The 26,946-nt window shown below is 50.7% G+C and carries 22 protein-coding genes and 2 tRNA genes; 19 read left to right on the top strand and 5 right to left on the bottom strand.

Going from position 1 to position 26,946, the window contains the following annotated elements:
• Nucleotides 1-22: 22 nt before the first annotated feature.
• The 13 genes from dapA to JTN23_RS11985 all read left to right on the top strand — a co-directional run bounded on the left by dapA (nt 23) and on the right by JTN23_RS11985 (nt 16,342).
• Nucleotides 23-916, top strand: a complete 894-nt coding sequence (dapA, locus tag JTN23_RS11925) for a 4-hydroxy-tetrahydrodipicolinate synthase (RefSeq protein ID WP_247235055.1) — start codon at nt 23-25, stop codon at nt 914-916.
• Nucleotides 917-999: 83 nt separating this feature from the next.
• The gene (locus tag JTN23_RS11930; protein WP_247235056.1) at nt 1,000-1,524 is read left to right on the top strand and encodes an ABC transporter permease; all 525 of its coding nucleotides are present in this window, start codon (nt 1,000-1,002) and stop codon (nt 1,522-1,524) included.
• A 64-nt stretch (nt 1,525-1,588) separates the two neighbouring features.
• Nucleotides 1,589-2,071 (top strand): hypothetical protein, encoded by a 483-nt coding sequence (locus JTN23_RS11935; protein WP_247235057.1) that lies wholly within the window; start codon nt 1,589-1,591, stop codon nt 2,069-2,071.
• A gap of 284 nt (nt 2,072-2,355) precedes the next feature.
• The gene (locus JTN23_RS11940) at nt 2,356-4,014 is read left to right on the top strand and encodes a TldD/PmbA family protein (protein WP_247235058.1); all 1,659 of its coding nucleotides are present in this window, start codon (nt 2,356-2,358) and stop codon (nt 4,012-4,014) included.
• Between the two features lie 20 nt (nt 4,015-4,034).
• On the top strand, nt 4,035-5,351 hold the full coding sequence (locus tag JTN23_RS11945) for a TldD/PmbA family protein (protein WP_247235060.1): 1,317 nt from the start codon (nt 4,035-4,037) through the stop codon (nt 5,349-5,351).
• A gap of 237 nt (nt 5,352-5,588) precedes the next feature.
• Nucleotides 5,589-7,229 carry a TldD/PmbA family protein gene (locus JTN23_RS11950; protein ID WP_247235061.1) on the top strand — a complete coding sequence of 547 codons (1,641 nt, stop codon included), beginning with the start codon at nt 5,589-5,591 and terminating at the stop codon, nt 7,227-7,229.
• Nucleotides 7,230-7,256: 27 nt separating this feature from the next.
• Nucleotides 7,257-8,594 (top strand): TldD/PmbA family protein, encoded by a 1,338-nt coding sequence (locus tag JTN23_RS11955; RefSeq protein ID WP_247235062.1) that lies wholly within the window; start codon nt 7,257-7,259, stop codon nt 8,592-8,594.
• Nucleotides 8,595-8,743: 149 nt separating this feature from the next.
• Nucleotides 8,744-9,361: a DUF4159 domain-containing protein gene (locus tag JTN23_RS11960; protein WP_247235063.1), complete on the top strand. Its 618-nt coding sequence runs from the start codon at nt 8,744-8,746 to the stop codon at nt 9,359-9,361.
• Between the two features lie 2 nt (nt 9,362-9,363).
• A complete protein-coding gene (locus JTN23_RS11965; protein ID WP_247235064.1) occupies nt 9,364-10,338 on the top strand; it encodes an AAA family ATPase in 975 nt (324 codons plus the stop codon).
• A 16-nt stretch (nt 10,339-10,354) separates the two neighbouring features.
• Nucleotides 10,355-11,221, top strand: coding sequence for a DUF58 domain-containing protein (locus tag JTN23_RS11970; RefSeq protein ID WP_247235065.1), 867 nt, complete (start codon nt 10,355-10,357; stop codon nt 11,219-11,221).
• Nucleotides 11,221-12,462, top strand: a complete 1,242-nt coding sequence (locus JTN23_RS11975; protein WP_247235066.1) for a BatA domain-containing protein — start codon at nt 11,221-11,223, stop codon at nt 12,460-12,462. The genes JTN23_RS11970 and JTN23_RS11975 overlap by 1 nt, the downstream gene beginning before the upstream one ends.
• Nucleotides 12,459-14,666, top strand: a complete 2,208-nt coding sequence (locus JTN23_RS11980) for a DUF4175 domain-containing protein (RefSeq protein WP_247235067.1) — start codon at nt 12,459-12,461, stop codon at nt 14,664-14,666. Before JTN23_RS11975 ends, JTN23_RS11980 begins: the two co-directional genes overlap by 4 nt.
• On the top strand, nt 14,663-16,342 hold the full coding sequence (locus tag JTN23_RS11985) for a hypothetical protein (RefSeq protein WP_247235068.1): 1,680 nt from the start codon (nt 14,663-14,665) through the stop codon (nt 16,340-16,342). Before JTN23_RS11980 ends, JTN23_RS11985 begins: the two co-directional genes overlap by 4 nt.
• Before the next feature lie 3 nt (nt 16,343-16,345).
• Here JTN23_RS11985 and JTN23_RS11990 read toward each other — a convergent pair whose 3' ends face one another.
• The 4 genes from JTN23_RS11990 to JTN23_RS12005 form a co-directional block, all read right to left on the bottom strand.
• On the bottom strand, nt 16,346-17,128 hold the full coding sequence (locus JTN23_RS11990) for a LytR/AlgR family response regulator transcription factor (protein ID WP_247235069.1): 783 nt from the start codon (nt 17,126-17,128) through the stop codon (nt 16,346-16,348).
• On the bottom strand, nt 17,109-18,158 hold the full coding sequence (locus JTN23_RS11995) for a sensor histidine kinase (protein WP_247235070.1): 1,050 nt from the start codon (nt 18,156-18,158) through the stop codon (nt 17,109-17,111). The genes JTN23_RS11990 and JTN23_RS11995 overlap by 20 nt, the downstream gene beginning before the upstream one ends.
• A 75-nt stretch (nt 18,159-18,233) precedes the next feature.
• Nucleotides 18,234-18,758: a hypothetical protein gene (locus tag JTN23_RS12000; RefSeq protein ID WP_247235071.1), complete on the bottom strand. Its 525-nt coding sequence runs from the start codon at nt 18,756-18,758 to the stop codon at nt 18,234-18,236.
• Nucleotides 18,759-18,951: 193 nt separating this feature from the next.
• Nucleotides 18,952-21,465, bottom strand: coding sequence for a M14 family zinc carboxypeptidase (locus JTN23_RS12005; protein ID WP_247235072.1), 2,514 nt, complete (start codon nt 21,463-21,465; stop codon nt 18,952-18,954).
• 266 nt (nt 21,466-21,731) lie between these two features.
• Between JTN23_RS12005 and JTN23_RS12010 the strand changes: the two genes are divergently transcribed.
• The 4 genes from JTN23_RS12010 to JTN23_RS12025 all read left to right on the top strand — a co-directional run bounded on the left by JTN23_RS12010 (nt 21,732) and on the right by JTN23_RS12025 (nt 24,291).
• Nucleotides 21,732-21,803, top strand: a tRNA-Glu gene (locus JTN23_RS12010).
• 450 nt (nt 21,804-22,253) lie between these two features.
• The gene (locus JTN23_RS12015; RefSeq protein WP_247235073.1) at nt 22,254-23,300 is read left to right on the top strand and encodes a hypothetical protein; all 1,047 of its coding nucleotides are present in this window, start codon (nt 22,254-22,256) and stop codon (nt 23,298-23,300) included.
• 241 nt (nt 23,301-23,541) lie between these two features.
• Nucleotides 23,542-23,613 (top strand) — tRNA-Glu (locus JTN23_RS12020).
• Nucleotides 23,614-23,814: 201 nt separating this feature from the next.
• Nucleotides 23,815-24,291 carry an FKBP-type peptidyl-prolyl cis-trans isomerase gene (locus JTN23_RS12025; RefSeq protein ID WP_247235074.1) on the top strand — a complete coding sequence of 159 codons (477 nt, stop codon included), beginning with the start codon at nt 23,815-23,817 and terminating at the stop codon, nt 24,289-24,291.
• Between the two features lie 110 nt (nt 24,292-24,401).
• Here JTN23_RS12025 and JTN23_RS12030 read toward each other — a convergent pair whose 3' ends face one another.
• Nucleotides 24,402-24,605 carry a hypothetical protein gene (locus tag JTN23_RS12030; protein ID WP_247235075.1) on the bottom strand — a complete coding sequence of 68 codons (204 nt, stop codon included), beginning with the start codon at nt 24,603-24,605 and terminating at the stop codon, nt 24,402-24,404.
• 298 nt (nt 24,606-24,903) lie between these two features.
• Between JTN23_RS12030 and ubiG the strand changes: the two genes are divergently transcribed.
• Entirely contained in the window at nt 24,904-25,707 is an 804-nt protein-coding gene (gene ubiG, locus JTN23_RS12035) for a bifunctional 2-polyprenyl-6-hydroxyphenol methylase/3-demethylubiquinol 3-O-methyltransferase UbiG (RefSeq protein ID WP_247235076.1), read from the top strand.
• An 89-nt stretch (nt 25,708-25,796) separates the two neighbouring features.
• Entirely contained in the window at nt 25,797-26,846 is a 1,050-nt protein-coding gene (locus JTN23_RS12040; protein WP_247235077.1) for a ScyD/ScyE family protein, read from the top strand.
• Nucleotides 26,847-26,946 lie beyond the last annotated feature (100 nt).

Consider the following 26,946-nt stretch of genomic DNA (forward strand, 5'->3'; position numbering starts at 1 on the left):
CCATTTTTAATTACAATCTGACATGGCGTTGGACGAACGTTTTAAAGGAGTAGGAGTGGCCCTGGTTACTCCCTTTGATAGTAACCATCAAATAGATTTCGACGGGTTAAAAAAGCTTATAGATTTTGTATCGGAAGAGGGCGTAGACTACCTGGTAGTACAGGGAACCACTGGCGAAACGGCTACTACGACTACTGACGAAAAGAAGGCTCTGCTGGAATTTACCAAAAAGAATAATCCCAAGGGACTACCCATCATATACGGCTGCGGTGGCAATAACACCCAGGTAGTACTGGATACTATTAAAAATACTGATTTTGATGGAATTGACGCCATCCTGTCGGTGTGCCCGTACTACAACAAACCATCGCAGGCGGGTATCATCGCTCACTTTAAAGCCATTGCCGATGCGTCACCCGTACCGGTACTGCTGTACAACGTACCCGGACGTACGGTCGTAAATATGAAGGCCGACACGGTACTTGAGCTGGCGAAGCATCCCAATATCATCGGTCTGAAAGACGCCTGCTCTTCGATGGAGCAGTATATGGACATTGCCTGGCGGGCTCCTAAGGACTTCCTCCTGCTCTCCGGTGACGATAACCTCGTAACGCCTATGATCAGCGTGGGCTGGCACGGGGTAATATCGGTTATTGCCAATGCCTTCCCGCGTGAGTTCAGAGATATGACCTGGCATGCCCTGGAAGGTCGTTTCCCGCAGGCGGCGGCCCTGCAGTTCTCCTTCCTGGACTTTGATCATCTGCTGTACGTTGAGGCTAATCCGGTAGGGATCAAAAAGTGTCTGGAGATCAAAGGGATCTGTAGCTCGGAAGTACGCCTGCCCCTGGTGAAGGCGACGGATGAGCTGGGCACGGCGCTCGAAAAGGCAATGAAGCGGGAAGGGTTTCTGCAATAGGCTAGCCCGAGGGTGTATGGTCCAGATCAGCAATCTGGAGGAATCTGAAATAATTACTTTTCTAACCATAAACACGATTGCTTATGAAAGCACTACTACCCTTGCTATGCCTTTTAGTGAGTACTGCTTCCTTTGGTCAGGCCTTTTTGGACGTGGCCGAGGACAAGCCCACCGTTGATAACGGGATTGAGTACTCCTATGCCATTACCAACGAGCGCGACGAGAGCGACTACTCCCGCTATGAGGTAAGTATCTTTGCCCGTAACAACAGCGGCTGTCAACTGATCTACCTCCAGCGTAACGATCTGTCGACGCTGTTTGAGGGGGATCCTTCAGCCATTGCCCGGTTTGAATGTTTGAATGCTACCGGCAAACGACTCACTTCTAAGGGGGCTAATCTCAAAGCCCGTCCCTTTACTGTACCCTATCGCCAGCCCGAGAAGAACGCCGAAGGCAAGACTGTTTACCGCAATGTCAACGTACCGGCAGGATACCTGCTGCGCAACGGAGAGAGCGTAACCAACACCCTGATCGTGATAGTACCCAAAGGGGAGCGTCCGCGCTTCAAGTGCCGCATCCAGCGTTTTTCGGAGCTGGCTTACGAGTAGTGACCTACGGTCAATTCTTTAATGAGTATTTAGTTAGTATATAATTCTATTTCACCCTCCTTACATGAAAGTATTTTATTTGTTTATCTTTTCCCTTATACTGTTTCATTCAGGTTCAGGCTTTGCTCAGATACAAAAAGATTCGATTGAAGTGAGAAAGAAGGGAGGTACCAAGTTTTTGTTGAATGGGAATCCATTAACTCCCAAACAGCTTTTACAACTTACGAGTAATAACCCAGCGGCTTACCAGCATATGAAAAGGGCCAGGAGCAACCAGGGAGTAGCTTCTGTTATAGCCTATGCTGGTGGTTTTTTGGTCGGATGGCAATTAGGATCCATGATAGGAGCTGGTACTCCTAACTGGACTATGGCGGGAGTAGGAGCCGGATTAATTGGGGTATCAATACCTTTTTCATCTGCTTATACCAAGCACGCCAAAGAAGCAGTAGCTCTTTATAACTCCAATCTGTATGCAGCTACTCCACCTAAAGTAGATTTCCGAATGGGGCTATCTCTAAACCAGGTTAGTTTGAAGTTGTCATTCTAGTAAGGAATATCAAACTGACTGGCACATTCGCTAAATTTAAAGGGCGCACCTACATGCGCCCTTTTTCGTGCCCTAAGAATTAGTATATTAACTTTTGCTACTTTAAGAATAATCAGTAGCTTCACAGCTTGTTTTACAATAGAAAAGCATGTTAGAGAGCAGTAGTACGAGCTTTTTTAGCTATTTTGTTTTAATACTATAGCTCATTTATAAGTACAAGCTGACATACAAATACGTTATATCACTTCCTTAATCCAAACTAACTACCAAAGTACTTTACGTGCATGAATAGAAGATATTTTATCCAGTTGTCAAGTCTGGGACTGGGTGCCATGATGGTTCCCTCCGCCTTGGAGGCAGGGGTACCTGTACTGGGCCGGTCGGTAACCGCTGAGCAACTGCTGGAACCGGGCGCCGATGTAGCCATCAAGAAAAAGATGGCCGACGTAGCCCTCAATGCCGCCAAATCCAAAGGAGCCACCTACGCCGACGTACGCATCGGACGCTACCTGCAGCAGTACCTGTTTACGCGGGAGACCAAAGTCCAGAATATCGTAAACGCTGAGTCGTATGGTGTGGGTATCCGGGTGATAGCCAACGGTACCTGGGGCTTTGCGGCTACCAGCGACGTGACACCCGAAGGCATAGCCAAGTGCACCGAAACGGCCGTGGCCATCGCCAAGGCCAATTCCAGAATCCAGAAGGAACCGGTACAACTGGCCCCGCAGAAGGGAGTAGGGGAAGTAAGCTGGAAAACACCGCTGACCAAAAATGCTTTTCAGATACCCGTACAGGAAAAGATAGATCTGCTGATGAAGGTAAATAGTGAGGCCATGAAAAACGGGGCCGGCTTTGTTACATCTAACTTATTCTTTATTAATGAGCAGAAGTACTTTGCTTCCACCGACGGCTCCTACATTGACCAGGATGTACACCGCATTTGGCCGACCTTTACCGTAACGGCCATAGATAAGCAAGCCGGAAAATTCAAAACCCGCGATGCCCTGAGCTCACCCATGGGTATGGGCTACGAGTACCTGGATGGACTGGCTTCGGAAAAGATACCCGGCCCTAACGGACTGGTAGGCTACCGCAAGTCGTATGATATGGTAGAGGACGCCATTATGGCGGCCAAGCAGGCACGCGAGAAGCTCACGGCCAAATCTGTACAGCCCGGCAAGTACGATCTGGTACTTGACCCCAATCACCTGGGTCTCACCATCCACGAGTCAGTAGGGCACCCGCTGGAACTAGACCGGGTACTGGGCTACGAGGCCAACTACGCCGGTACCAGTTTTGCTACGCTGGACAAGTGGAAGACCAAAAACTTTAACTACGGCAGCAAGCTCGTCAACATAGTAGCGGACAAAACGCAGCCGCATACCCTGGGCGCCGTAGGCTACGACGATGAGGGAGTACCTACCAAGGAGTGGGACCTGATCAAAGACGGTATACTGGTCAACTACCAGGCTATCCGCGACCAGGTCGCCATCATTGGTGAAAAAGAATCACACGGATGCTGCTACGCCGACGACTGGAGCTCTATCCAGTTTCAGCGCATGCCTAATGTATCTCTAAAACCAGGTACCGAAAAGCGGAATGTAGCGGATATGATCAAAGGCGTAGACAAAGGCATCTATATCATTGGTCGGGGCTCGTACTCCATCGACCAGCAGCGGTACAACTTCCAGTTTGGCGGGCAGCTATTCTACGAGATCAAAAATGGCGAAATAGTAGGGATGCTGGATGATGTGGCCTACCAGTCCAACACGCAGGAGTTCTGGAACTCGTGCGCCCAGCTGTGTGACCAGGACGACTACCGCACCTTCGGCTCATTCTTTGACGGAAAGGGACAGCCTTCGCAGGTGAGTGCCGTCTCGCACGGTAGCTCCACGACCCGTTTCAACGGCGTCAATGTCATTAACACCGGAAGAAAAATATAACTCCTCGACAAGTAATCACTATGGCGATCTTAACCAAAGAAGAAGCTAAGCAGATCATAGATAAAGTACTGGCTTTCTCTAAAGCCGACGAAATGAGCGTGAACCTGAATGGTAGCCGCACCGGCAATATCCGCTACGCGCGCAACTCTGTTTCCACCAGTGGTGAAACCAACAATCTTTCCTTGTCTATTACGGCGGTATACGGGAAGCGTTCGGGCACAGCCACCATCAACGAGTTTGATGATGCCTCGCTGGAAAAGACCGTACGGCGGGCTGAAGAGATAGCCCGGTTGGCACCCGAGAACCCGGAGTATGTACCTATGCTCGGACCGCAGAAGTACCTCGAAACGCCTACGTATTTCGAGAGTACTGCCAAAATAGATCCCGCATTTAGAGCCCAGGCCGCTTTTGACAGCATTGATCCCTGCAGCAAGAAAAACCTTACCGCAGCGGGTTATATGGAGGATACAGCGGGATTTTCGGCCATCGGAAACAGCAAGGGCCTCTTTGGCTACAACAAAGCTACCTCTGTTGACTTTTCTATCACCGTTAGAACCAATGATGGACTGGGCTCCGGCTACGCTAAACGGGATTTTAACGACGCGGCTCAACTCAATACCCGGTCCGCTACCGAAGTGGCCATGCAGAAAGCCCTGACCTCTACCACCGCCCGCGCCCTGGAACCTGGTAAGTACACCGTTATCCTGGAACCGGCGGCTTCCATTGACCTGCTGCAGAACATGATGCGGAGTATGGATGCCCGCAACGCCGACGAAGGCCGGAGCTTCCTCAGTAAGCGAGGAGGAGGTACCCGACTGGGAGAAAAGCTCTTTGATGAGCGGGTGAATATTTACTCGGACCCCACCAGCGTCGATAATCCGGATTCGCCTTTTGCGGGAGACGGACGACCGCAGGAGAAAGTCATGTGGGTAGAGAATGGAGTCGTTAAAAACATGTTCTACTCCCGGTATTGGGCGCAGGAAAAAGGCGTGAAGGCTGTTCCCTCTCCGTCGGGCATTATCATGGCCGGCGGTACGCAGTCACTTGCTGATATGATCCGAAATACCGAGAAAGGAATTCTAGTCACGCGTCTATGGTACATCCGGGCGGTAGATCCGCAGACGCTCCTGTATACCGGCCTTACCCGCGACGGTACGTTCTACATCGAAAACGGTAAAATTAAGCATCCGGTCAAGAACTTCCGCTTCAACGAAAGTCCGGTCATCATGCTCAACAACCTCGAAGCCATGGGCAAGCCTGTGCGCGTCAACGGCAGTATGGTACCTCCGTTGAAGATCCGCGACTTTACCTTTACCTCTCTTTCTGACGCGGTATAATCAGAGCCGGCTGAGTGGTAGCCATCAAGCCAGATGGCTGCTGCTCTGCTGATTGGGAGGCATACCGTTCACAGTCAGAATAACCCATATATACTTTTATGATAGCTGCCTCTGCTATTTTTGCTTAAACTAGATGGTTAATAGCAGGCAGATAACCAATTTAGAATGAGTAGGTTGATACTTTGATGTAGTAGCAGCCTGATCCTTAACTATAAACATAAACACGAAAACCTAGCCGTGAATCGTCGAGATTTTATCCAACTAGCCGGTATGGGGGCCGGAGCATTCATGCTTCCCACTATACCTGTATCCGGCCGTCCCGTTAGTCCGGAGGAACTCTTAACCTCTGGTGTGGACGTAGCCATAAAGAAACGCCTGGCTGACGCTGCCCTGAATGCAGCCAAGGCCAAAGGAGCCAGCTATACCGACGTACGCATAGGTCGCTACCTGAATCAGTACGTCATGACCCGCGAAGACAAAGTGCAGAACATTGTCAATACTGAGTCGTACGGAGTAGGGGTACGCGTAATCGCGGATGGCTGCTGGGGCTTCGCAGCAGTAGTAGATGCCAAGAATGAGGCCCAGACCGCCCGCGCCGCTGAGGAAGCGGTAGCCATCGCCAAAGCCAACGCCAAGCTTATGAAAGAGCCGGTACAACTGGCCCCTCAGAAAGGCTACGGCGAGGTAAGCTGGAAAGCGCCCATCCAGAAGAATGCCTTTGAGGTACCCATTCAGGAGAAGGTGGACCTGCTGCTGGGGGTAAATGCCGCCGCCATGAAAAACGGTGCCAACTTCGTCAACTCGGTGCTCTTCATGGTTAACGAGCAAAAGTACTTTGCCTCGTCGGATGGCTCCTACATCGATCAGGATGTTCACCGTATCTGGCCGGTATTCAACGTTACTTCCATTGATCCCAAATCGGGCAAGTTCGAGACCCGTCAGTCGCTCAGCGCTCCCATGGGTATGGGGTACGAGTACTTACAGACCAATCCCAAAGACAGAGTGACCGGTATCACGACCCGCTACGGCAAGGGGTACGATATGCTGGAAGATGTCATAGCCGCCGCTCAGCAGACCAAGCAGAAGCTAACGGCCAAGTCGGTAGAGGCCGGCAAGTACGACCTGATCCTGGACCCCTCGCACCTGTGGCTCACCATCCATGAGTCGGTAGGGCACCCGCTGGAACTGGACCGGGTACTGGGCTACGAAGCCAACTTTGCCGGTACCTCGTTCGCTACCCTGGATAAGTGGAAATCCAAAGACTTTAACTACGGCAGCAATCAGGTAACTCTATTTGCCGATAAAACCCAGGAAGGCTCGCTGGGTGCCGTAGGCTGGGACGACGAAGGTGTAAAGACCAAGCAGTGGGATCTGGTGAAGGATGGTACCCTGGTCAACTACCAGGCCATTCGGGATCAGGCGGCTATCATTGGTGAAAAAGAGTCGCACGGCTGCTGCTACGCCGATAGCTGGGGCTCGGTACAGTTCCAGCGGATGGCCAACGTTTCGCTGGCGCCGGGCAAAGAGCAGTTGTCCGTGGAGGATATGATTAAGGATGTGAAGAAGGGCATCTACATCATCGGGGACGGCTCTTTCTCCATCGATCAGCAGCGGTACAACTTCCAGTTTGGCGGGCAGCTATTCTACGAGATCAAGGATGGCAAAATAGCCGGTATGCTCAAAGACGTGGCCTACCAGTCCAATACCCAGGAGTTCTGGAATTCGTGCGTGAAGGTATGTGATGAGCGGGATTATCGCCTGGGCGGGTCATTCTTCGACGGAAAAGGCCAGCCCATGCAGGTGAGTGCCGTGTCACACGGTAGCTCTACCGCCCGTTTTAACGGTGTTAACGTAATTAATACCGCTCGTAAGATCTAATTCCTTAATCCCAACATCAGCAACAACATGTCTATCATACTATCAGAATCGGACGCTAAGGCACTCCTGCAGAAGGTGCTCAGCTACTCCAAAGCCGACGAATGTGTGGTGAACCTACTGGGTGAGCAGCGGGGCAACCTGCGCTATGCCCGTAACGAAGTATCAACCAGTGGATCAACGACTAATCACAACCTGTCGGTCCAATCGGCTTTTGGTAAAAGAGTAGGTGTCGCCAGCATTGATGAATTTGATGAGGCCTCCATCGAAAAAGTGGTACGCCGGTCGGAGGAACTGGCTCGTCTGGCCCCTGAAAATCCGGAGTACGTAGGGGTGCTTGGCCCCCAGCAATACCTGAAGTCGAATGGTTTCTTCGATTCTACCGCCAGTATAACCCCGGCTACACGTGCGGATGCCGTGGCTAAGAGCTTGCAGTTAACCCGGGATGCTAAGCTGACTGCGGCGGGGTTCCTGCAGGATATCCGTGGCTTCTCAGCCATGATGAACTCCAAGGGCCTGTTTGCCTACTACCCCAGCACCAATGTCAACTACTCGCTGACGGTACGTACCGAAGATGGAACCGGCTCGGGCTATGTAGCCCGCGGATACAGTGACTTCTCCAAGCTGGATACCGCCGCCGCTACCCGCATTGCCATCGCGAAGTCGCGGGGATCAGCAGGAGCCAGAGCTCTGGAACCGGGCAAATATACTGTGATACTTGAACCTACCGCGGCCGCGGTACTCCTGGAGAATGTCTTTTATAACATGGATGCCCGGAGCGCTGACGAAGGACGCTCCTTTCTGAGCAAGACGGGCGGTAAGACCAAGCTGGGGGAGAAGATCGTTGACGAACGCGTGAACATCTATTCAGATCCTACCCATCCCGAACTACCGGCTTCGCCCTGGTCGGGTGACGGGCGTCCGCAGGAAAAGGTAAGCTGGATTGAGAATGGCGTGGTAAAGAACCTGGCCTACTCTCGCTTCTGGGCCCAAAAGCAGGGGGTGAAGGCGGTACCTAATCCGAATAATGTAATCATGGCGGGAGGAAATCAGTCGCTGGAAGATATGATCAAATCCACCCAGCGGGGTATACTGGTTACCAAGCTCTGGTACATCCGCTCCGTAGATCCGCAGACGCTACTCCTTACGGGCCTTACCCGTGACGGTACGTTCTACATCGAAAACGGCAAGATCAAGCATCCGGTCAAGAACTTCCGTTTCAACGAAAGCCCTATCATCATGCTCAACAACCTGGAAGCCTTGGGTAAGCCGGAGCGGGTCGTAAGTACCGAGACCGAAACCAACTACCTGATCCCGCCCATGAAGATCCGGGAGTTTACCTTTACCTCCCTTTCGGATGCGGTATAGTAGTAGCTTTAATGGTAGAAGTATTATTGCAAGAATATCAAATAGTTATATAGTTAAAGTTGCTATAAAAACTAGTATCTGAATAAGAGCGGGTACACATCCATCGTTGCTCTACTGAGTAATTCTTATTCATAAAAGAGTAGTCTGTTTTGAAGCCGTTTTTCTTTACCCGCATACAATACAATTCAGGAAACTGGGATACTGATCAGCGGATGCCATCCAATCTGATGCATTCGCTGGTGCAGTATACCACCATACCGGTTGACCAGAAGGAGCGGGTAGTACAGCTTAGCAGTAATGATATTTTCAGGAGTCCGTTCTGCTACCTGAGCGGCCATAAGCTGGTGGAGTTTTCGAGTCAGGAGCGGGAGCACTTCCGTCGCTACGTACAGAACGGGGGCTTTGTGTTCGTGGACGACTGCAACCATGATATTGACGGTCTGTTCGCCAAATCCTTTGAACAAGAAATGTACCGGACCTTTGGCCCGAAGGCCCTGCAGAAGATCCCTAATACTCACCCCCTGTATACCTGCTTTTTTAAGTTTGAAGAGGGGCCGCCTACTACTTCTTTTGAACTCAATGGCTGGGGCGACGACCTGGTCCATGACTACCTCAAAGCCATTACCATCAACGGCCGCATCGGAGTTCTGTACAGCAACAAAGACTATGGCTGCGAGTGGGACTACGACTTCCGGAACAAACGCTTTCTGGCCGAAGACAATACTAAATTTGGTGTCAATATTGTCACCTACGCACTAACCGTATAATCGTGGAAACCCAGGAACTGACGCATTATAAATCTCTGGTAGGAAAGCTACCGCTGTTAAGTAAGGAAATAGGTAAGGTGATAGTTGGGCAGCAGGATGCTATTAATCAAATACTTATCTCATTGCTGGCCGGTGGGCACTGCCTGCTGGAAGGAGTACCCGGCCTTGCTAAGACCCTAATGGTCCGGACGATGTCGGAGGCCCTGGATATGAGTTTTAAGCGTATCCAGTTTACCCCCGACTTGATGCCGGGCGATATAGTAGGTACCGAGATACTGGAAGAAGATCACGAGACCGGAAAGAAATTTTTCAAGTTCAACAAGGGGCCCATCTTCGCCAATGTAGTACTGGCCGATGAGATCAACCGGACTCCACCCAAAACCCAGGCGGCCCTGCTGGAAGCCATGCAGGAGTACAAGGTGACCTACGGAGGGAATGACTACCCGCTGCCCCGGCCCTTCCTGATCATTGCTACCCAAAACCCCATCGAGCAGGCTGGTACCTATCCGCTACCCGAGGCCCAACTCGACCGATTCCTGTTGTACATCAAACTCAGCTACCCCTCCGAGCAGGAAGAGCTGGATGTACTCCGAACTACCACCGGTACCAAAGTACCCAGGCTCCAGACCATTCTGACTGATCAGGAGATCGCGGACCTGCAGCAACTGGTCCGGCAGGTGCATATAAGTGAAGAATTATTGACCATGATCAACCAGCTGGTCCGGGCTACTCGTCCTGAGGGTACTACCTCGGCCTTTGTGAAGCAGTGGTGCAGCTGGGGTGCTGGTCCAAGGGCGGGGCAGGCGCTGGTACTTTGTGCCAAAGCCCGGGCGGTACTACATGCCCGCTACGCAGTAGTTCCGGAAGATATCCAGACACTGGCCTATCCAGTCCTGCGGCACCGGATCGCGATGAACTTCCGGGCCGAGGCCGAAGGCATCACAACCGATGATGTAGTAAAGGAGTTGTTAAAGTAAAGGTTGAACGAGAAGCATGGCACTACTGGCATCGGAACTGATCAAGCTGAATAACCTGCAACTGGCCGGCAAACTGGTCAGTGACGAGCTGATGCTGGGTATTCATGCCAGTAAGCGCTCGGGATCAGGTACCGAGTTTGAGCAGTACCGCCACTACGAGCCGGGCGACGACCCCAAGCGAATCGACTGGAAGCTATACGCCCGCACGAATAAGCATCTGGTGCGGGAGTCGGCCACGGAGAGTAACCTGCACATTCGCTTTCTGCTGGACCTGTCGGGCTCCATGAACTACGAAGAAGAGGGCATAAGCCGGTTGCATTACGCGAAGCTGATCATGGCCTCACTGGCGTACCTGGGCTACCGTCAGAGCGATCAGATGAGCCTGTACACCCTGCACCAGGGAGACCTGCAGACCTTAGTGCCTGTAGGCAAACAGTCGTTTCAGAAAATACTTTACGCCCTGGAAAACGCGCAGGCCTCGGGCCCATGGCTCCATGCCAATCCGGCTTTTCCGGACTTTCAACAGAAGCAGAAAGAGCTGCTCGTTATGGTGTCAGACTTCCTGCAGGTAGGGGACGAATGGTTGCAGCTGATCCAACATATCGCTGGACCGCGGAGGGAGATTGTTATTTTTCAGCTGCTGGGTGAGCAGGAGCTGGACTTCCGGCTGAGCGGGTTCTACCGCTTCCACGATCTGGAGACAGGACGGGAGGTGGAATTGCAAGCTGAGGCCGTGAGAGCTTCGTACCAGCAGGCCGCGACGGAGTACCTCAGCAAGCTGGACGAGTCGCTGCACCTGCCGCACGTTCACCTGATCCGGGTACGACTTACCGATCCGGTAGCCCTGGTACTAAAAGACTTTTTGACCCGACGCCAATTCTGATGGAGCTTTTACAACCGGTCATGCTGTGGGGAGCGCTTGCAATAGCCATTCCCATCCTGATCCACTTCTGGCACCAGAAGCGGGGAAAGGTACTGGCTTGGGCTACTACCCAATGGCTCCTGACCAAAAACCAGCAGCAACACCGTGGGCTCAGACTGGATAACCTGCCGCTGCTCCTTCTGCGGTGTCTGGTACTGCTGGTACTGACCCTGCTCCTGAGCCGTCCGGTACTGGACCGGTGGAGTACAACCCCCATTTCCCAACAAATTCACCTGGTACAGCCCGATCCTTACGTGACCGACAACTACCGCTTTGAGCTGGAAGAGGCCCTGAAGAAAGGGGAGAAGGTGTACTGGATACATGCCCCTGTAAGCGAAGTACAGGAGCTCACGGCGCTGCCAGAAGCACAAAGCCTTAACTCGCTACAGATTCAGGCGGCTATTAACCAGCTCCGACAAACAGAGAGGCTTGATAAAGCGGCTGAACTACACCTCTATCTGCTCAACCAGCAGGAGTTGTCTAGTCTGCCATTCATTCAGGTACCTTCCGGATTTCAGCTTCACGCCGTAGCCGATACTTCCCGCCGACCAGTACAGGAGTATGTAGAGTTGTCCAATGGTCAGAAATTATTTATAAATACAGACAACCGGCTGACTACCGGACCTACACTACCCGCTGCCAAACGTTTTCAGGTTAAGCCTATTCATAGAGGAAGTCTGGCAGTAAGGCTGGACTATACGGATCAGGTTCAGCAGCGAATAGTGGAGGCCGCACTGAAGGCCCTGACGGAGGTATTCAACCTGCCCATGGCAATAGATAAAGAGCCGCAGTCTCATAAAAGATACGACTGGGTGTTCACGGACCGAGCCCCTGTTACCCCTCCTGTCGGGTCTATTTACGTGGTTTCTAACGGTGGTAAAGAGTATAACATCGGAAATATCTCAATAAATACCCTTCCGAACGTGGTGTACACGGGAGAATCACTGCATCCCCAAACTTCCGAACTGGTAGCCAACGGACAGCTACCCGAGTGGCTGGGTGAGCTACTGGTAAGCCAGTATAGCCTCCAGAAAAGGGTACGTTCGCTGAGTGAGCGGGAGCTGAAGGCCCTCTTTGTAAAGAGTGAAAGGGATGAGGCTCTGACTGCCGATTCTGGTGAACAGGTACAGAAAGCTTTACTGTTGCTGTTCATCCTGCTGGTGGGGCTGGAGCGTTGGGTAGCTTTAACAAAAAACGCATGAAAGAGCTGCAACGCAGTATAGCATCCATTCAATATCAACTGTACGCGCAGGCGCTGTTAATCTGTATCCTGTTGGCGCTGTCGATCGGTCTGGTTGCCTCGGCCTTTACGGATTCACCCTTTGTTATCGGAATGGCTGCTTTAGTGGGCTTGGCAGGGGGCGTGTACCGGAGCAAGATCTACCAGAACAAAAAGCCGCTGGCAGTACAGATCCTGCACCAGAAGGTGGGGGATACTGAGTACAGCCTGCACCTGCTGGAAAAGCCGGAGCTTAACATTGCTGAACAGCTTCAGCTGGAACGCCTGGTGGAGAGAACACAGGGAGTACTGCTCCCCAATGTACTTTTTGCGGGTGTAGGTCCTTTTGTGGTCTTCCTGGTGGTGGCGGTAGCACTGCGTATATCGGTACCTATACTCAAAGATCAATCTTCCGTAGCGACCGTAAACCAGGTAGAAGCCCAACAGGCAACCGCGAAGCGGGGTGAAAAGGCACCTCAGTTTCGATCTGCCAAGGTACTGGTACAACCACCCGCCTATACCGGACTTCCTTCACAGGAATCATCTGAGCTGAACATTTCGGCTCTAAGTGGCTCCTCCCTGACCTGGCAGCTTCGGTTTACAGGCCAGGAGCAGCTCGTGGTCAGGCTGGCCAATGGGCGGGGGGAAGAGGTGCCTTTTGCTAAAAAAGATGACCACTTTGAATACAGGGACCGGCTGGTTAGTCCTGGCCTGTACTCTATCAGGGCCTACTGGCGGTTACCCACCGGAGGCGATTCCCTGGTGTACCAGTCGGAGTGGTACAGGCTGGAAGCGCAACCTGACCTGAGCCCGCGTATTGAGCCTACATCAAAAGAGTTGTACGCTTACCACTTCCTGAAGGACCCCAAAACGGTCACGGTTTCCGCTCAGATTTCGGACGATTTTCTGGTAAGTCAGGCCTTCATCGTTGCTACCGTAGCACGGGGATCGGGTGAAAACGTCAAATTCCGGGAGGTGAAGTTCCCGCTTGCACCCGCTAACTTCAAGCAGGCCCGTCTAAGCAAAACCATTGACCTGAAAGCCTTGGACTTTGCACCCGGTGATGAACTATACTACTACTGGGCCGCTTTTGATAACCGGGAGCCCGAAGCCAATTTTGCCAAATCGGATACCTACTTCATCGTGTACAAGGATACTGCGCGCCTGGAAGAGTCGGAACTGGCTACCATGGCGGTGAATGTCATGCCGGAGTACTTCCGTAGCCAGCGCCAGATCATCATTGATACCGAGAAGCTGATTGCGAAAAAGAAAAAGCTCACGAAGCAGCAGTTCAACAGCGCCTCCAACGAGATAGGCTTCGACCAGAAAGTACTTCGGCTACGTTACGGACAGTACCTGGGTGAAGAGTTTGAAACATCGATCGGGGGAGGAGCAGCCTTTCCCGAAGGGGCCGAAGGAGACTTGCTGGAAGGATTCAGGCATGCTCACGATTCGGGAGAGGAGGACCATCATGTACCCCAGGCCGAGCCGCATGCTCACGAGCATCACGACAGTCACGCTGAAGAGCAGCAGGACCCTTTGGCGGCCCTGATGGAGCAGTATGTGCACGCGCACGACGATGGGGAGCTCAATACGTACTACGAGCAGTCGACGCGCAGTCTGCTCAAAATGGCGCTGGAGCAAATGTGGCAATCGGAACTGCACCTGCGGCTGTACGAACCGGAAGAAGCCCTGCCCTTTGAGCATAAAGCGCTGGAGTACCTCAAGTCGGCCCAGCATAAAGCCCGCACTTTTGTGAAGAAGAGTGGTTTTGACCCACCCCCCATCAAAGAAAAGGAAACCCGCCTGACCGGTGAGTACAATAAGGTAAACGCGCTCTTCGAACAGGAACACAAATACGATCAGGAGCGGCTGGCCCAACTGGCGGGTGAGGTACTGGGTATGGTGGATAGCGGAGCTGGCCAAAAAGGTTTATCACCGCAACAAAAGCAGAAAGTACTACAGCTAGGTAATCTGCTCTCTGCCCGCATCACCACTGGAGAGCTGCGGGGATGGTCGGTACTGGCGGGACTGCAAAAGCTATCGACCGGCAGGGAGCTATCGGCTTCGGAGGTGCAGGAACTGAAATTACGATTGTATACGTTGATTGGCCCCATGGCGCCCGCTCAGGCATCCCATACAAGTGAAAAGAAGCTGCAAAAAGCATTCTGGAATAACTTAAAATGATCCAATTCGATTTTATACATACGTTTGATTCCTCGGTTCCTATAGACTGGCTCCTGGTACTATTCCTGCTCCTGCTGCCCGTTGTGCAGGTAGGGTTGGTACTCCGCCAGAGAGCAATGAACCCCAGACGGAGGTGGTTACGCATAGCCCTCAACCTGACGCTGTGGCTGGTGCTGGTAGGGTACGTATTTCAGCCCGTTTGGACCACCTATACCGACTCAGATCAGGTACTCCTGGTAGCAGATGATGTACCGGCTGATTTTGTCAGGTGGGTACAGGATAGCCTGGGGATTGGGGAAAGCCTCACGGTGGATGAGTTTCTGGAGGCACAGGAAAATGGCGGGGCAGCAGATTCGGTAGTACTGGTAGGTCAGGCATTCCCGCCAGAGGTACTGGGGCAGCTCAGTGACCGGTCGCTCCGCTGGGTACCCTACATGGGACCGGATCAATGGCAGGACCTGGGCTGGAAGGGTGTAGTCAGGAGGGGGGATAAGCAGCGTGTTCAGGGTTCTATTCTGTCTTCCAAAGAACAATGGCTCCGGCTTCGCTTCGGCAACCACACGCTGGATAGTGTACGGTTAGAGAGGGGAGAAAATACTTTTCAATTGGAATTTCCTGCTTTTTCGGAAGGCCGAACCGAAACCCTGCTTGAGCTGGATGATCTGGTACTGGATACGCTCCGATACTACAGCCGACCAGCCCTACCTCTCCATTTCCACTTCTTACTGGATAGTCCTGATTTTGAAAGCCGGACCCTGGCCCACTGGCTGGGAAAGCAGGGGCATCACGTACAGGTAGCCGCCACGCCTTCCAGGGACATGCGCAGCAGCCTTCGCATCAATACTGCCGGTAAGGGGGAGGTCGATGTCGTTATCACAGATCCCGGACATGCGTCGCATCCCTTGGTCAGAAAGGCCATGGCCGACGGCAGGAGCGTGCTGTTTATGAATTTGATCGATCCGGCCAGTGAAACCAATACCCTCAATCGCTCGCTGGGTACTTCGTGGAGGGTCAGGAAGACGAGCAATGAAAGTACCGTTAGCGTAGGTACCAATCTGACGGCCCTGCCGTATACATTTGGTGAATCCTTGCTTCAGACCCAGGTACCAACGCTTCCGGTGGCGGTTCAGCGTACAGCCGGAAAGGTAGGAGTGAGTCTGCTGACCGAGACCTTCCCCCTGCAGCTAAGTGGCGATAGTACGGCCTACAAAGCCCTATGGACAGCGGTATTTGCCGAGTTACAACCTTCCGGCAAGGAGAATATCCAGGTACAGGCACCCCTTTTTAGCGGCATCCGACAACCTTTGTATTTCAATAACTTCGCTAAGCCGTCTGCTACGGCCCAGCTAGGAGCTGATACGCTGCACCTGCACTATTCTCCCCTTAATGCTCTCACGGCAGTAGGTACTTATCTGCCCGGGCAGCCGGGTTGGATGAGCCTGCCGGATTCTACGGAGATATATGTAGAGCATAAGGAGAGCATGGCTCAGGTACGACAAACGCGTCAGGTGCGGGAGTATCTGCGTGCTCATGCGCAGTACCGCCCGGCGTTATCCACAACACAGTCCTCCGGTCAGCGGGACAGGTTGGCCAGGGTACCCGACTGGCTGTGGCTGGTGCTGCTGGTGCTCTGCTTTACGGCTCTGTGGGTGGAGCCCCGCTGGCGGCCTGCGTAAGCTCTACCCGCCCAGCCAGCTTCTGAATTCGGTGGCTTTATCCCGGCTGATGATCACCTCTTCGTCCGGGGCGGGCGATAGAGCTACTTTGAGTTTACCGTTAAAGTACGGATTCAGTCGGTTTACGGCTTTAAACTCTACAATAAACTGGCGGTTGGCCCGGAAGAAGTGCCGGCTGTCCAGCGACTTCTCCAGCTCATCCATCGTGAAGTCTACCAGGTACTGCCGATTTTCGCGGGTACAGGCGTATACGAGCCTTTCCTTCGTAAAGAAGTAAGCTACTTCACTGGTCGTAATGGGGAACATGCGCTGCCCCTGCTTCACCAGGATGCGGTCCCGGTAAGTGGTACTGGAGGGGGAGCTGTGTGCTCTTAACTCCTGCAGTAAGGCTTCAATGTTCACCTGAGCCGGTTGCCTGTCCGCGTAGATACTTTTTAGCTCCCTGAACTTTTGAAGGCCTCTTGCCAGATCCTTTTCCTGAATGGGCTTGAGCAGGTACTCAATGCTGTTGACCCGAAACGCTTTAATCGCATATTCGTCGTAGGCGGTGGTAAAAATGACGGGACATTTGATCTCTACTTGATTAAATATCTCGAAGCTCTGACCATCTACCAGTTCAATGTCCAATAGCATCAGGTCGGGCGCTGGATGCTGACGAAACCAGTTGACGCTTTTCTCAATGCTATCAAGTACTGCCACTACCTCGATGGCAGGGTCAAGTTCCTGTACCATTTTGTGCAGACGACGGGCGGCAATGGATTCGTCTTCAACGATGACTAAGTTCATGACGGGCAGGGGTGAGTAGGGGAATGATTACCTGAAAATGCGTGTCCGTTTCGCTGATAATAATATCCGGCTGATTCAGTAACGCGTACTTGGCCGAGATATTTACCAGTCCGGTCTTGTGGGATTGGACGCTAGCCTTCCGCTTCTGCAGATTATTGGTGACAATGAGGTTGTTGGCTTCGTCGGTGTAGATTCTGATATAGAGTGGCTTTGACTCAGATATCATGTTATGTTTTACGGCATTCTCAATCAGGATCTGCAGGGTAAGCGGCGGGATCAGGTAGTCGCACAGGTCGGGATCTATTTCTTTGGTGAGGTACAGCCCTTCCTCGAATCGGGTTTTGAGCAGGTACATGTACGCATCAATAAAGTCCAGTTCCCTCGAAAGCGTCGTCAGCTCCTGTTCATTGCTTTGCAGCAGGTACCTGTAAATCGCCGAAAGCTCCCCAATAAACTGAATGGCCCGCTTGGGGTCTTCCTCCACCAGCGCCGTCAGCGAGTTCAGACTATTGAACAGGAAGTGGGGGCTAACCTGGTTTTTCAGAGAGTCCAGCCGGCTTTGTAGGGCCCGTTTTTCCAGCTCTTCGGACATAAGTACTGATTTCTTCCACTGTTCAAGGTAGTAGAAGGCCTCGTATACACACGCAATCAACTGACTGAAGAACAGCGTCATGCCTATGCTGTACAGGAAGTTGTAGATTGTCTGCTTTTCCACCGGCCAGAACCCCAGCCATCGTTCCATCCACACATGCCAGCTACCTACCCCTACCGCCACCAGGAGCAATAGGGCGGCCAGGGCCAGAATACGCTGACGAATGGGGTTGATACCCGGATAGCGGCTGCGGGTGATGCGGATAGCCAGGCGCGTACTTTCCCAGATGACGGCCACGAAGAGGAGCTGCCAGCCGATGACTTTGAGCGCCGGTTCCCCCCGCTCCACGATGAGCCGCAGGTAAAAAAACAGGAAGAAGATCAGGTTCTGGACCAGCATTCCGATTAGCCGGAATCTGTTATCATGTAGCTTTTCCATCCGGAGCTTTACCATAGGGGCCGTAGCAAAAATTCATTATCAATGAGCTGTTGAATACACCGAAAGTACAATAGATCAGGCTATTTCAACAGGAGTGGGCTTATATATTTGATTGTATTTTTCCTGTTTTTCACTTTTACGTTTTGCTACTGCCAGACTGATAATGATAAGCAGGGAAGCAGCAGTGGGAAGAAGGGCCAGCGGGTTCAGGAAGAAAGATGGGAAGATCAGTACAATTTGTAACCCATTCATTCTGACTATCGACTTATAAAGGTGCCAGTTGCCACGACTCAGTTGTTTAATACAGGCGAGGGTGTAGCCATTGATTAAGGCAAAAACCACCCCGTACAACTGGAGCGAATACGTGCGGAAGGTGTAGATAAAGGTACCATCCTGAATGCTCAAATACGTAAAGATGCTGATGGCTACGATGTGCCCGATCATATTGATCAGGGGGTACATGGCCAGAAAGGACAGGTACATGATAAAGCCCTTCTTCTGGTTGAACAGGGGGTGCCGGTACAGCCTAAGGCAGAAGATAGGGGTGACTACCAGTGTAATCAGAAACAGAAGTAGGTCAGTGTTCTCTTTGTTGATCATGGCTATTGGTGTTTGATAGTGGTGATGCAACAAAGGTGGTAGGTACCTCCGTAAGTTGAAATATTACCGTGCGCCAATCGTCGGATGAACAGCCCGAAGGGTAGGATCAGCCCCGCAGAACGTAGTACCTATCCGGATAAAAAAATACCCCTGCCCGGGTGGAGCAGGGGTACGGTATCAGTACGCTACTATATTATCTAAAAACTGCGTTACCGAACATCAGCTTGCCGTTGTACCAGAAGCCACGGAAAAGCGGATTGTCAGTCATGAATATTGCCTGCCCCTCTCCCATTTCCTGAGCGCCCAGGATCAGTGTATTCTTGAGTTGCTGACGGGCGTTGCGGCCTACAAAGCCAGCCAGGTAGGAGTTGTCGTTGAGGTAGCCTACGTTCCAGCCGTCGGTGAGGTAGTCGAGGTTATAGGTATTACGAACTAATCCGTAGTAGCTATCTCCGTAGCCAAACGCCAGCGGGTGCGTAGGGTCCAGTTTTACCCGGAAGATACTACCGGGGGTTTCGTCGCTCACGGCTTCGCGCTCGCGGTTCGCATACTGCTTCAGCGGATTTTCACCGTCCTTTTTATCATCTGACTTCTTACGCCTCAGGTTGAAATCCGGCTTATCCACGAATGCATTGATAGCACCTTCCATCGCGATCAGCTTACCTCCCTGACGTACCCAGTCTTTCAGGTCGCTCAGTAGTTTGTCGTTCAGGATGCGGCCGTAGTTGCCGGTAGGGAGTATCAGTACGTCAATCTGGTTGAGGGGAAGGCGACCTAGTTCTTCTCCTTCTACTACGGTGAGCGGGTAGTGGATCTGCTGCTCAAAGAAGTGCCATACTTCACCAAAAGCCATAGCCGATACGGCATCGCCCGATACGGCCACTACTTTGGGAGCCCGCATGGCGGGTACATCGTACGAGCCGAAGTCCGAACCCTGACCCACAAACCCGGTAGCAGCCGGGACAAGGGCTACCTGGTACTTATTAGCAATGTCAACCAGCGTACGGTCAAAGTTCGTACCCAGGGCTTCGTTGCCTTTACGCGTAATGACCAGAGTACCGGCGTCGTACTGCTGTCCATTGATCTCAAACGGAACGTTAGAGGTACGCAGACGGATGTTCTTCTTCATGAGTTCGGCCAGGAACTGCAGGTCTCCGAACGACTTCCAGCGAGCCAGATACGCGTAGGGAGGTGTTGCGGGTACTGAGTTAGTGGCTTTGTCAGCGGTATACGCTACCGGGTTCATACGATCTTTCAGGCCGTAGGCTCTTAGCCCATAGGCGTAGGCGAGTCCCCAACTGGTAATATCGTAGGTAACGGAGTCTTCGAGTTCAGGGCGAGCTTCGAAGAGGATCTTTAGCAGGGTCGACTTAGGCTGGTAAGCGCTGATCATGAGGTCTTTGCTTTCCAGTCTAATGTTTTCGTCCGATACCGTAGCCAGGTTTGTTCCGCGTACATTCTGGTCCTTACCTACCATCCCGTAGCTGATTCCCTGCTTGTCCAGGAGTTCGCGCAGCGCATTCACCCGGCCTTCGTCACCTTTGGTCTTTACTACGTAGGTCTTATAGATACCGATCGGGTTGGTACGAGCCGTTTCGTGGTACTTTACAAATTCACTAACGGTCTTCTCGGCGCGGGATGAGATAGCTTCCAGCGTAGACATACTGGTAGCGAAGTGGTGAGCAATGCGATCGGTCAGCGTCAGGGTATCGGCTTCGTTGGGGCGGGCCAGGGCTAAGCCGGCACGTCCACCGCCGCCCTGCTCGTAGGTCATACCGATGGCTCCGTTGTAGGTAGGCCAGGTGTCGCCGTAGCTGGGGTAGAACAAGTCGTAGTTGTTACGGGTAAAGTACAGCCAGCTGTTCTTATCAAAATACTTGCGGCTGTATTCGCCCAGCGTGTTGTTAAACTCACGCTGCCAGGAGGTAATATCCTTGTGGAAAGGACGCGCGGCCGGGGGGAAGTAGTACGAGCTACCCGAGCCCATTTCGTGAAAGTCGGCGTGCAGGTGGGGCATCCACTGGTTGTATAGCTTCACACGCTCCTGCGACTCTTTCTGCTGTTGCCAGGCCCAGTCACGGTTGAGGTCAAAGTAGTAGTGGTTGTAGCGTCCGCCGGGCCAGGGCTCGTTGTGCTCCCACGAGAAAGGCGTAGCATCCGATCCTACGGCCATCACGCGGTTGTACCACTGCGCGTAGCGATCCCGACCATCGGGGTTGATACAGGGGTCCAGGATCACGACCGTGTTCTTCAGTACTCCCTGGGTAGTAGGGTTGCTCTTGTTGAGTAGCTCATACATGACCTGCATTACGGCTTCGGACGATACCGCCTCGTTACCGTGTACATTGTAGCTCATCCAGGCTATGGCAGGTACGGGGCCGGTGGCCTTGCCTTCCAGCAGGCCAATGCTCTTAAGGTTGTTGGTACGGATGGTTTCGATACGGGCCAGATTCTCGGGAGTGGCGATTACCGCTACCAGCAGAGGGCGGCCTTCGTACGAAGTACCATAAGGGATTAATTTAACCTGGGTCGGATTTTTCTCCGCCAGGGTACGCACGTAATCAACTACCCGGTGATGAAATGTAAACTTACTACCTAAGGTATACCCCAGGTATTCTTCCGGGGTGGGGTTCTGGGCGGCAGCCTCGGTGAAGACTGATCCCAGCAGGGTTAATAATAGGAAAAAGCTAAGAAGGGGGTGTTTCATGTGTTAATTATATGAAGTGACATTTGAATTTTCAAAAGTACAAAAAAGTAGGTCAGGGTAGGGCAGGTGGCCTTTACAGGCGCCCAAAAAAAGTTTGTGTGGCAAATATCTGAGATTGAGGAAGTAGGAAAAAACTTGTATTTTTTTTTAGAAGAGGGCTTGCATAATACATTTCAACCCCCCATATTTGCACCACGTTTTCAGGGAAACGAAAACGAAACCAACTAAGGAGTGCCCTTCAAGGCAAACGAAGTAGGAGACCAGCCGGCCCATTCGTCTAGCGGTTAGGACACGACCCTTTCACGGTTGAAACAGGGGTTCGATTCCCCTATGGGTCACGAAGCCCCGCAGAAATGCGGGGCTTTCGTGTTTTTAAGCTACTCTCAATACATTATCCTCATTGCTAGACTATTCCTTTATTGCTACTTATCGAACTATAATTTCAATCTTTCCTATTTATCTAATTATACAAAGCTCTTTCACAATTAAGAGATACAGACGGTATTAGAAATAGGTTGTTTGTTAATACCTAGTTAATGTATCTGGTATTGAAGTTCTGCTGGTTTCATCGTCTAAGTATAATATAATAGATCCTTCTAAATAGTTGCCCTCAACTATTGCCTCTAAGTCAACCGTTTTATAAAATGATGACTAACTGTCATAAATAGTACCATTTGATAAATTTCTATAAAAATTTATATAAAAAAGTTTCGCCTGTTTGTATAAATGCTTTACTATGCACTAGTAAATTATTTTTTACTATACGTTCACTATACTCACTTATTATTATGAAAAAAATCTTCAAGGCCGTGGTAATCACCATGGTTGGGGCATTCCTGTGGAATTGTCAAAACACTAATCTTGATGTAAACACAGATCAGTCAGATCTGACAGCTACCAAAGGGGCTCGAACTGCCACAACCACCCCTAATGCTTGCGAAACAATTACATTTGAGGGCTTAGCCCATGGTACCAGAATCTCAACCGTTACTACCACAAGTGGAGTTGTAGGTGTACTTGGATACAACCCCAAATTTCCAACTGTAAATGCTGCAACTATATTTGACTCAAACAAAAAAACAGTCGAAGATCCTGATCTACAGACCCCTGGTTATGGCCCTGGCAATACTACTAAGTTAAACAACATCCTCATTGTTCAGGAGAATCCTAATTCATCGACCCCCGATGATGCTGCCCTGGCCAATACTCGTCTTGAGCTCAACTTTTCGACATTCGGTGGAGTTAACATTTACTCCATGAATCTGATAGATGTGGAGGGGGGCGAAGTAGGGGCTAATGTTAAGTTTTATGATGCTGCGAATATGCAAATTGGGGCTACTGTAGCACTCCCAAGTACAGGTGATAATGGTGTAAAGCTAATTACCTTTACAGGTGCTATAGGGGTAACCAAAATGGTAGTAACGCTGAATGGCTCCGGTGCAATTGATAACATCGGGTTTTGTGTAACGAAGTACAATCCTAAGCAGTGTACTTATACTCAGGGGTATTGGAAGAATCATACAAGTGTTTGGCCGGTAAAAGGTTTGTACCTAGGATCTAACTACTATACAAATGCAGATCTGATAAAAATACTCAATACATCTGTTGCCGGTAATGGTTTGATTTCATTAGCACATCAGCTCATTGCGGCAAAGCTAAACATAGCTAATGGAGCCAATCCAACTGCCATCACTAAGTGTATGAGTGATGCGGATAAATTGATAGGTAGTAAAAATATTCTTAAAGATAAAGTATCACCAAGTACTACCAGCTCATTGGTGGAAACTCTAACTAAATACAACGAAGGAAAAATAGGTCCTGGACATTGTAAATAACAAGGATGCTGTTTGAATGGGTGCTGTTTGACTTTAGTAGAAGGCGGCCTTGGAGCCGCCTTCTTTTATTAGTATCATGCAATCATCCAATCATGCTCCCTCATTAAATAAGGTTAAAATTTATTTATCGATTTCTTGCATAATAAAATTTAACCCTGCAATCGTGCACCACGATTCCAGGAAAAGGAAGCGAAACCAACTAAGGAGTGCCCTTCAAGGCAAACGAAGTAGGAGACCAGTCGGCCTATTCGTCTAGCGGTTAGGACACGACCCTTTCACGGTTGAAACAGGGGCTTGATTCCCCTATGAGTCACGCACTGTGCGAGCAAGCCCCTCTAAGCTAACGGCTTAGAGGGTTCCTTGTTTTGTTACGGTGCCACTTTTCAGTTATTTCACAAGAGCAGCGTTCAGGGGGCTTAATTCTATGATCAAACTACTACAGGCAAACCATCATCTATCCCGATGGTTAAAACCAGGTATGACTACTTTATTAACATCAACTACAACTATGGGAATGAAAAAGAACGGACTACTACTACTTACCTGGATGTTCATAGCTACCAGCTGCCAGAAAGGGGATCCGGCTGATTGTGACCTGCCTATCCCAACCACAAAGGCACCTCAGAGTGAAGTAGCTGCTCTGAAACAACATATCGATACGTCAGGTATCAATGCCACGGCTGACGAAAGGGGTTTCTATTACACCATTCATTCCCCGGGCACAGGAGCCAAACCCGCTCTATGTTCTGATGTGACGGTTAACTATATGGGTACGCTGACAAATGGAAGTACTTTTGAAACCGCCGATGATGTAAGCTTCAATTTATCCGGGCTCATCCTCGGCTGGCAGCAGGGCATTTCCCTGATTAGTCCCGGTGGAAGTATCACGTTGTATTTACCACCCAGTCTGGCTTATGGGTCACAAGCTCAACAGGGGATACCGGCTAATTCGATTCTCATCTTCAAGATTGATCTTATCTCCATTGATTAACTGTCGCAAAGCATTAGCGTAGGTACTTCTCAGGGAATAAATCGAAAAGTGTAGCCTGCAGGTAGAACCCTGTGGCTACACTAACTAGTAAAGAGCATGCCTTTCGGAGCTTATTCCTCATATAACCCAAGCCCCTGCAGAATCATTTCTACCCCCCATTGCAACAGCTCATTAGAGCCTTCGTTGCTAAGGCCGTTGACATTCTTGTTGGCACTCAGTGGCTCTATACCCGCAAGTACCGTAATGATCTTTTTTAATCTGTTCGTATTTTCAACTCCTATCTGATTGACATAGGGCTGCAGCACTGCTTCCAAAGCTGCTGGTCGCCTGGCTCCCCTTAATGAAGCCGATTATCCCTTCTGGATTGATTCACTGAGTCCCTAGTTGCTCCATTTGATGGCTCCCAGCTATTGAACGAGTCATTTTATAGGATAATTTCCACCTTTTAACTTAGACGGAACAATAATCCACCTTTTCGGAACAGGTGTCCACCTGCTTCAGCCACCACTCCTAATAGATTTACGAATCTGTTTTCAACCTGAGGATAAACCGGTACCTCAGCTATTGCCCCATCACACACATCAAAACAAACCAACTTAACATAACGGAACTATGGAAAAGGTTACAGCCGAAGTATATAGCCAGATAGACAACGATGTCTACAAAAAGGAAGGCGACATATGGTGGAAGCCTGACACGGTATTACATATTCTGAAAACGTCAGTCAATCCCTGGCGGGTTGGCTATGCCAGGGAAGTAATACAAAAACTACGCATCCGCGCTACTGACCAGTCTGCGCTTGAAGTAGGTTGTGGAGGAGGTATACTCACCGAAGAAATCCGCAGGATGGGATTCGCTACCACCGGAATTGACCCGGCAGAAGAGTCGATCCATACGGCTCGTAATCATGCCAGGTCCGAAAGACTCGACATTCGGTACGAAACAGGTTCGGGCGAGCATATTCCCTATCCTGATGCTTCTTTTGATGTCGTGTTTTGTTGTGATGTTCTTGAGCATGTTGAGGATCTGCCTAAGGTAATATCCGAAATTTCCAGGGTACTCAAGCCAAATGGTGTATTTATCTACGACACCATCAACCGGACCTTTATAAGCAAGTTGGTTGCCATAAAAATCTGGCAGGAATGGAAACGCTGGGCATTTATGCCTCCCAACCTGCATGTCTGGAACATGTTTATCCGGCCCGATGAGATCAAGGCGCTTCTGCAAACCCATGGACTGGAATGGAAAGAACATGTAGGCTCCAAACCTAACATATCCATTCCCAAAATGCTGAGCTTTCTCAGAAAACGGGTAAAAGGCGAGTGGACCTTTGTGGAGTTAGGAAAGAATTTCCGTCTGGTCGAGGACTCCGATATGAATATTCTCTACGGTGGCTATGCCATCAAAAAAGGATGAGTAGGGCACACTCTGCAATACCCTCTACCCAGGATCTTTTGTAATTCTATTCAAACCATACTTAATAACCACTCCATTTCCCTTTCATTATGACTACCAATCACACTATTTTCCGCTTCTTTCAGCCCTTTATGCTGGTTAGCCTTTTCCTCTTTGGATTAGCAGGCTGTACCCTAACGGATCACCAGTTTCCGGCTGCCACAAAGCTGGAGCCCGTACAAGGCCCCCCGTTGGCTTCCGGGCTCAAGTTTCCCATTGGAATCACCGAAGACCCAAAAGGTAATGTGTGGGTAACCGAAGCCGGTAGCGGAACCGCAAACGATGGACAGGTTTCGATTATCACTCCCTCAGGGGCGATCTATCCTGTCATTACCGGTTTTCCATCCATCATGAGTCCGGAAGGCTCCCCCGAAGGACTAAACCACTTGCTGTATGACAACGGGAAATTATACATCCTGCACGCTACGGTAGACAAATTGTACATAGCCGACGTATCGGGTTTTGTGCCCGGTACAACGCCTGCCGTAGACGCTGGTTCCTTAATGAGTGAAGACATTGGTACGTTTGTTCGGGCGGCTCACCCTAATGCGCCCGACGCTCCTGATTCAAATCCATACAATCTTACGTTCGGTCCCGACGGCGATTTGTATATTGTTGATGCGGGGGGCAATGCGGTAGTGCGTCGAAAGAAAATTGATGGTAGTCTGAGTATTTTCGCTACGTTTCCCGATGTTCCTAATCCTAGTTTTCCAACCGTAGGGCCGCCAACATCCGATGCTGTACCGACAGGCATTGTATACAACGGAACCGATTTTCTGGTTAGCACCCTAACTGGCTTTCCATTTCCGGCAGGGCTCTCAAAAATCTATAAGTTGAGTACTACGGGTACAGTAACCCTCTACAAAGATGGCTTTTCGGGCCTAACCGACATATTATTAATGCCTAGTGGTAAAACGCTTGTGACGGAGTTTGGCTTTTCGACTCCCGGACGCATTGCCAGTGGTGAAGATCCGGCCATGAGTTTATATTCACCCGCCATCACACCAGTCGATATTTTATTGAGCAATGCCAACGCCGATACGTATTATGTACTGTATTACGGTCCGGGTTTGCTCATGAAGTTCAAGGCGACAAACTAATTTTAGGCTACGTAGTACGTGGGTTAAGTTATTTAACTTTATAAAAGTTGAGACACTTAATTTATCAATAATGGTATTTAAGGATATTATGATCTAACTA

Source organism: Telluribacter roseus (assembly GCF_017355915.2).
Taxonomy (GTDB): domain Bacteria; phylum Bacteroidota; class Bacteroidia; order Cytophagales; family Spirosomataceae; genus Telluribacter.